Source organism: Mesorhizobium sp. M7D.F.Ca.US.004.03.1.1, from assembly GCF_003998635.1.
GTDB classification, from domain to species: Bacteria; Pseudomonadota; Alphaproteobacteria; order Rhizobiales; family Rhizobiaceae; genus Mesorhizobium; species Mesorhizobium loti.
Window position 1 is genome coordinate 1 of the sequence record NZ_RZQG01000535.1, and the last position, 4,198, is coordinate 4,198.

Annotated in this window: 6 protein-coding genes; all 6 read right to left on the minus strand. The window is 64.5% G+C overall.

Annotated elements, in window-relative coordinates; genetic code table 11:
- Window positions 1-55 precede the first annotated feature (55 nt).
- Entirely contained in the window at window positions 56-271 is a 216-nt protein-coding gene (locus EN935_RS24750) for a hypothetical protein (RefSeq protein WP_127373702.1), read from the minus strand.
- Window positions 268-1,023 carry a COG4280 domain-containing protein gene (locus EN935_RS24755; protein WP_109667047.1) on the minus strand — a complete coding sequence of 252 codons (756 nt, stop codon included), beginning with the start codon at window positions 1,021-1,023 and terminating at the stop codon, window positions 268-270. Before EN935_RS24755 ends, EN935_RS24750 begins: the two co-directional genes overlap by 4 nt.
- Before the next feature lie 209 nt (window positions 1,024-1,232).
- Complete coding sequence (phnN, locus tag EN935_RS24760) at window positions 1,233-1,862, minus strand: phosphonate metabolism protein/1,5-bisphosphokinase (PRPP-forming) PhnN (RefSeq protein WP_164757789.1); 630 nt, start codon at window positions 1,860-1,862, stop codon at window positions 1,233-1,235.
- Window positions 1,859-2,998 (minus strand): alpha-D-ribose 1-methylphosphonate 5-triphosphate diphosphatase, encoded by a 1,140-nt coding sequence (locus tag EN935_RS24765; RefSeq protein WP_127265068.1) that lies wholly within the window; start codon window positions 2,996-2,998, stop codon window positions 1,859-1,861. The genes phnN and EN935_RS24765 overlap by 4 nt, the downstream gene beginning before the upstream one ends.
- Window positions 2,999-3,045: 47 nt before the next feature.
- A complete protein-coding gene (locus EN935_RS24770) occupies window positions 3,046-3,753 on the minus strand; it encodes a DUF1045 domain-containing protein (RefSeq protein WP_127265067.1) in 708 nt (235 codons plus the stop codon).
- Window positions 3,754-3,906: 153 nt separating this feature from the next.
- A partial coding sequence (locus EN935_RS24775) for a 5-deoxy-glucuronate isomerase (RefSeq protein ID WP_206534561.1) occupies window positions 3,907-4,198 on the minus strand: 292 nt, incomplete at its 5' end.

Here is a 4,198-nt window from a genome sequence, read left to right on the forward strand (position 1 = left end):
CACCATGCGGTCCCCGCCGGAGCCTATCCGGCATCGAACCGCATGCCCGCCGCCGTTACCGATTGGTCGCGCGTGCCGCGCGGCGAACGCGTTGCAACAGGATGGCGAGGCAGCCCGCCAACAGCAGGCCGCCGCCAAGCAGTGGCGGGAGCGCCAGTAGCTTTACCGCCGCCGTCACTCCAGCAATGACGACCAGAGCCAGTAAGGCCAGGTTGCCGTCGTCGACAAACATGCCAATGAGTTCGTTCAGAACCAGACGGATGACGTTCATCTGGCGAGTCCTCCAGTGAGGGTGGGGTAGGTGCTGCGCAGCCAGCGCACCATGGCCAACGAGGCCAGCGCGACGGTGGCGAAAATGGCAAGCAAAGCGAGATCGGCGCCCGGCCAGTCGGCGCCGATGCCTTCGCCGGTCCAGAAGATGCCGAAGCTGGTCAGCATCAGCCCGACCACGAATTTGAGCGCATTCTCCGGTACGCGCGCCAGCGGCCGGTGGACAGCCAGGCCGATAAGCATCACCAGGACGAAAGCCGCCAGCGCGCCCAGGCTGGCGTAAAGCGTCTGCCCGTGAGCCGCGCCGACGGCAATGATGATGAACACCACCTCGACGCCCTCGAGCAGCACCGCCTTGAACGACGCCAGCCCGGCGAGGTAGTCGGCTCGGCGGTCGTTGGCCTGCTGGTGCAAGGCTGCGGTTTCCTTGGAAAAGGCTGCCCCCTCGTCATGCAGGGCGATGACGCCGACGCTGCGCAAGATGGCTTTTCGCAGCCAGCGCATGCCGAACAGGATCAGCAGGACGCCAACCACGAACTGCAGCGTGGCTATGGGTACGAGTGCCAGCAGCGGGCCGAACGCCAGCACCAGGGCCGCCAGCACCGCCAGCGCCAGTGCGGCGCCGGTCAGTGCCGGGCGCCAGCCGCGCGTGACCCCCACGGCGAGCACGATGGTGAAGGCTTCGACGACTTCGACGAAGGAGGCGAGAAATGCCGCCGTGATCGTCGAAAGGATAGGTGTCAGACTATGCATCAAGGCTTCCTGTATTGCTTCATTCTACCATGATCTTTTTGAACCGTGGTCCAGGATCACCATGCCGTCCGCACCACACAGCGCTCCGCTGGCAGCGAAAAAGCAAGCGAAGCACCAACGGACGGAGTCGAGCCGCACGCGCTGCGGCTCGAGATCGACCGCCAGCCACCAGCATCGGCCCTGGAAGGCGCTCGACAAGCGCTGGAAGCCTAGATCAGACCCGACATGTCGGAAAATGCCATCGCCTTGCGCAGCACCTCGGCAAAACGCTCGCCCGCGGCTTCGCGCGGGCCACTGTTGTCGATCGAAGTGACACCAGGGCCGGACAGGCTCATATTGGCGCTGCGCGCCAGTCGCGCCAGCACTTCGCCACGTGACTCGCGGCCCCGCATTGCCAGCCGCTCCGCCAGCACGTCCGGTGAGGCTGTGATCTCGACGATGGCCAGGTTGGCATAGCGTTCGCGCAAGGAGGGGATGATCGCGCGCGACACATTGGCGACAGCAACACGGCCATTGGCGACGGACCAGTCGACATCGGCCGGGATGCCATAACGCAAGCCGTGCGCTTCCCAGGAAATGGCGAAGGCGCCATCGGCTTCGGCTTCGATGAAGGCGGCGTCGGCCAGCGTGTCGTGATCCTCGCTGGCGGCATCGCTCGGCCGCGTGATGACGCGGCGGACAAACTCCAGCCTTGTCTCGTCGGCAAAATGGTTGCGGGCGTAACCGATCACCGTGTCCTTGCCGGCGCCACTCGGTCCAACCACGGCGACGAAAACGCCATCGCGGATCGGAAACGTCTCGGCGGACAATTCTCGCTCGATCAGCGCCGACACCATCATGCGACCCGGCGTCCCTGCCGCCAGACGGTGCGTACGACCGGAACATGGTCGTCGACGCGCACGCGCACCAGATCGGCGCGGCGGCCCTGCTCGATGACGCCGCGGTCGGTCAGGCCAACTGCATCGGCCGGGTTCTTCGAGACCATGGCGACAGCCTGCGGCAGGGAAATGCCTTCGACGACATCGCCGAGGAAGAACGCCGACTGGATCAGGCTGAAGGGAATGTAGTCGGACGACAGGATGTCGAGCAGGCCGTCGCTAGCCAGCGTGCGGGCCGAGACGTTGCCCGAATGCGAGGCGCCGCGCATGACGTTGGGCGCACCCATCAGCACGCCGAGCCCAGCTTCTTTCGAGGCCCTGGCGGCTTCTTCCGTGGTCGGGAACTCGGCGACGCGCACGCCCTGCTCGATCGCCTCGCCGACATGGCCAATGGTGGCGTCGTCATGGCTGGCCAGCACGATGCCGCGCTCATGGCAGGCGGCGGCGATGTGGACACGGTTCGGCCCCGAATTCACGGCCGATTCCCCCATCCGCTTTTCGCAGAACAGCTTGAAGTCACGGTCGGTCAGCTTCAGTTTGCGCTGGTAGTAATAGGCATAGGTTTCCAGGTTGACGAATTGGCGCTGGCCTGGCGCGTGGTCCATCAGCGATGCCAGCTTGACCCGTTCGTCGCCATCGAAATTGGCGAAAGCCCTGAGGCAGTCCGGTGCCGAAACCTCGCAGCGCAGATGGATGAAATGGTCTGCGCGCAGACGATCCTGCTGGACGCTGTCCTCGATGGCATCGGCCAGCTTGCGGATGTCTGTCGACGTCAGGTCGGCGTCTTCGTCCATGCCGACACGCAAGGCGTCGAGCACGGTGGTGATGCCGGCGGTCGCCACCTGCGCGTCATGGGCGAGCACGGCGGCGATCGGGTTCCAGCGCACCTTGGGCCGCGGCGCGTAGTGGCCTTCGAGGTGGTCCGTATGGAGTTCGACCAACCCGGGAATGATGTAATCGCCGCCCATGTCCTCGCCGCTGCGGCTGGTGCCGGCTTCGATGCCGGCGATAAACCCATCGCGCAGCACCAGCGAACCCTCGACGATCTCGTCGGCAAGCACGATGCGGGCGTTGTGGAGAACAGTTTCGGCGGTCATTTCAGGCAGTCCTTGGTTGTTCCGGCTGGGGTTGTTCCGGCAGGGTGTCAGGCAGTTTTTCTGGCGGAACGGCGCCCGAGTGCGTGATGCGAGAGCACCATGAACGGTGCGCCCGGTTCGGTTTCGACAAACAATGTCAGCGCATCCACCAGCACCTTCTGTCGCAGAATGTCCGCGAACAGACTGTCGATTGCTGCGCGCAAACGAGGGCTTTCCTGTGACGCTGCCCGGCCCGACAGCGTCATGTGGAAGCGAAAGGTTTCGAAGACATAGGGGTAGCCCCATTGGCAGAGGTTGCGGAACTCGGCCGGCTTCAGCGAATCCGGGCTGCGCCGCTCGATTTCCGCCTCGGTCAACGGCGCGCGGAACCGGTCGAAGCCGAGCACCACGTCATCGGCGAAGCGGTTGAGCGCCGGCAGTGGTCCTTCCGGCACCAGTGCGAAGAAGCTGTCGATCTGGCTGACGACTAGGCGCGGGATGGTCACCACCGGCGTCGCCTCGGCAAAATGGTCGAGTGCGGCGCGCAGCGAGGCTTCGGTCTCGTTGGCAGCCAGGCGGAAAGGGGCTTTCAGCGTCGCGTGAAAGCCATAACGGCGCGCCGAAGCGGTGTGGAAGGCGACTTCCGCCGCCGACAGGTCGGCCACCGCCTCGACCGGCCTTGTCGCGGCGCCAAACGGGTCGCGGCCGAGCCAGTTGGCGGCGATCCGCGCCAACGGTTCGTCCTGCCGGGGGGTGAAATAGATGGCGTAGCGCATCGGTAGTCCTCGTCAGTCCCGCTGCCATAGGTGATTTCCATGACGGATTGACGAAGCTTTGAAGGGTTTTCGAAGGCAAATCGACCTTGTGGGTCCTTAGCCGACGATTTTTTCTAGCTGGACCAATAGCTTCACCTGGGAAGGTATGATCGGTCAGGCCTTCATCAACCATTCGTGCTCGGGCGCGTTGTGGAATTTCCACGTCCGTTTCGGCCCGGCCATCACGTTGAGGTAATAGAGGTCATAGCCGTGGCAGGCGGCACAGGGGTGATAGCCCCTGGGCACCAGCACGACATCGCCGTCCTCGATCGCCATCGCCTCATCCAGCGCACGATGGCCATTCTTGTCGGCGTCGGTGTAGACGCGCTGGAAGGCAAAGCCCTGCGGCGGGTTGAGGCGGTGATAGTAGGTTTCCTCGAGGCAGGATTCAGCGGGCAGATTGTCC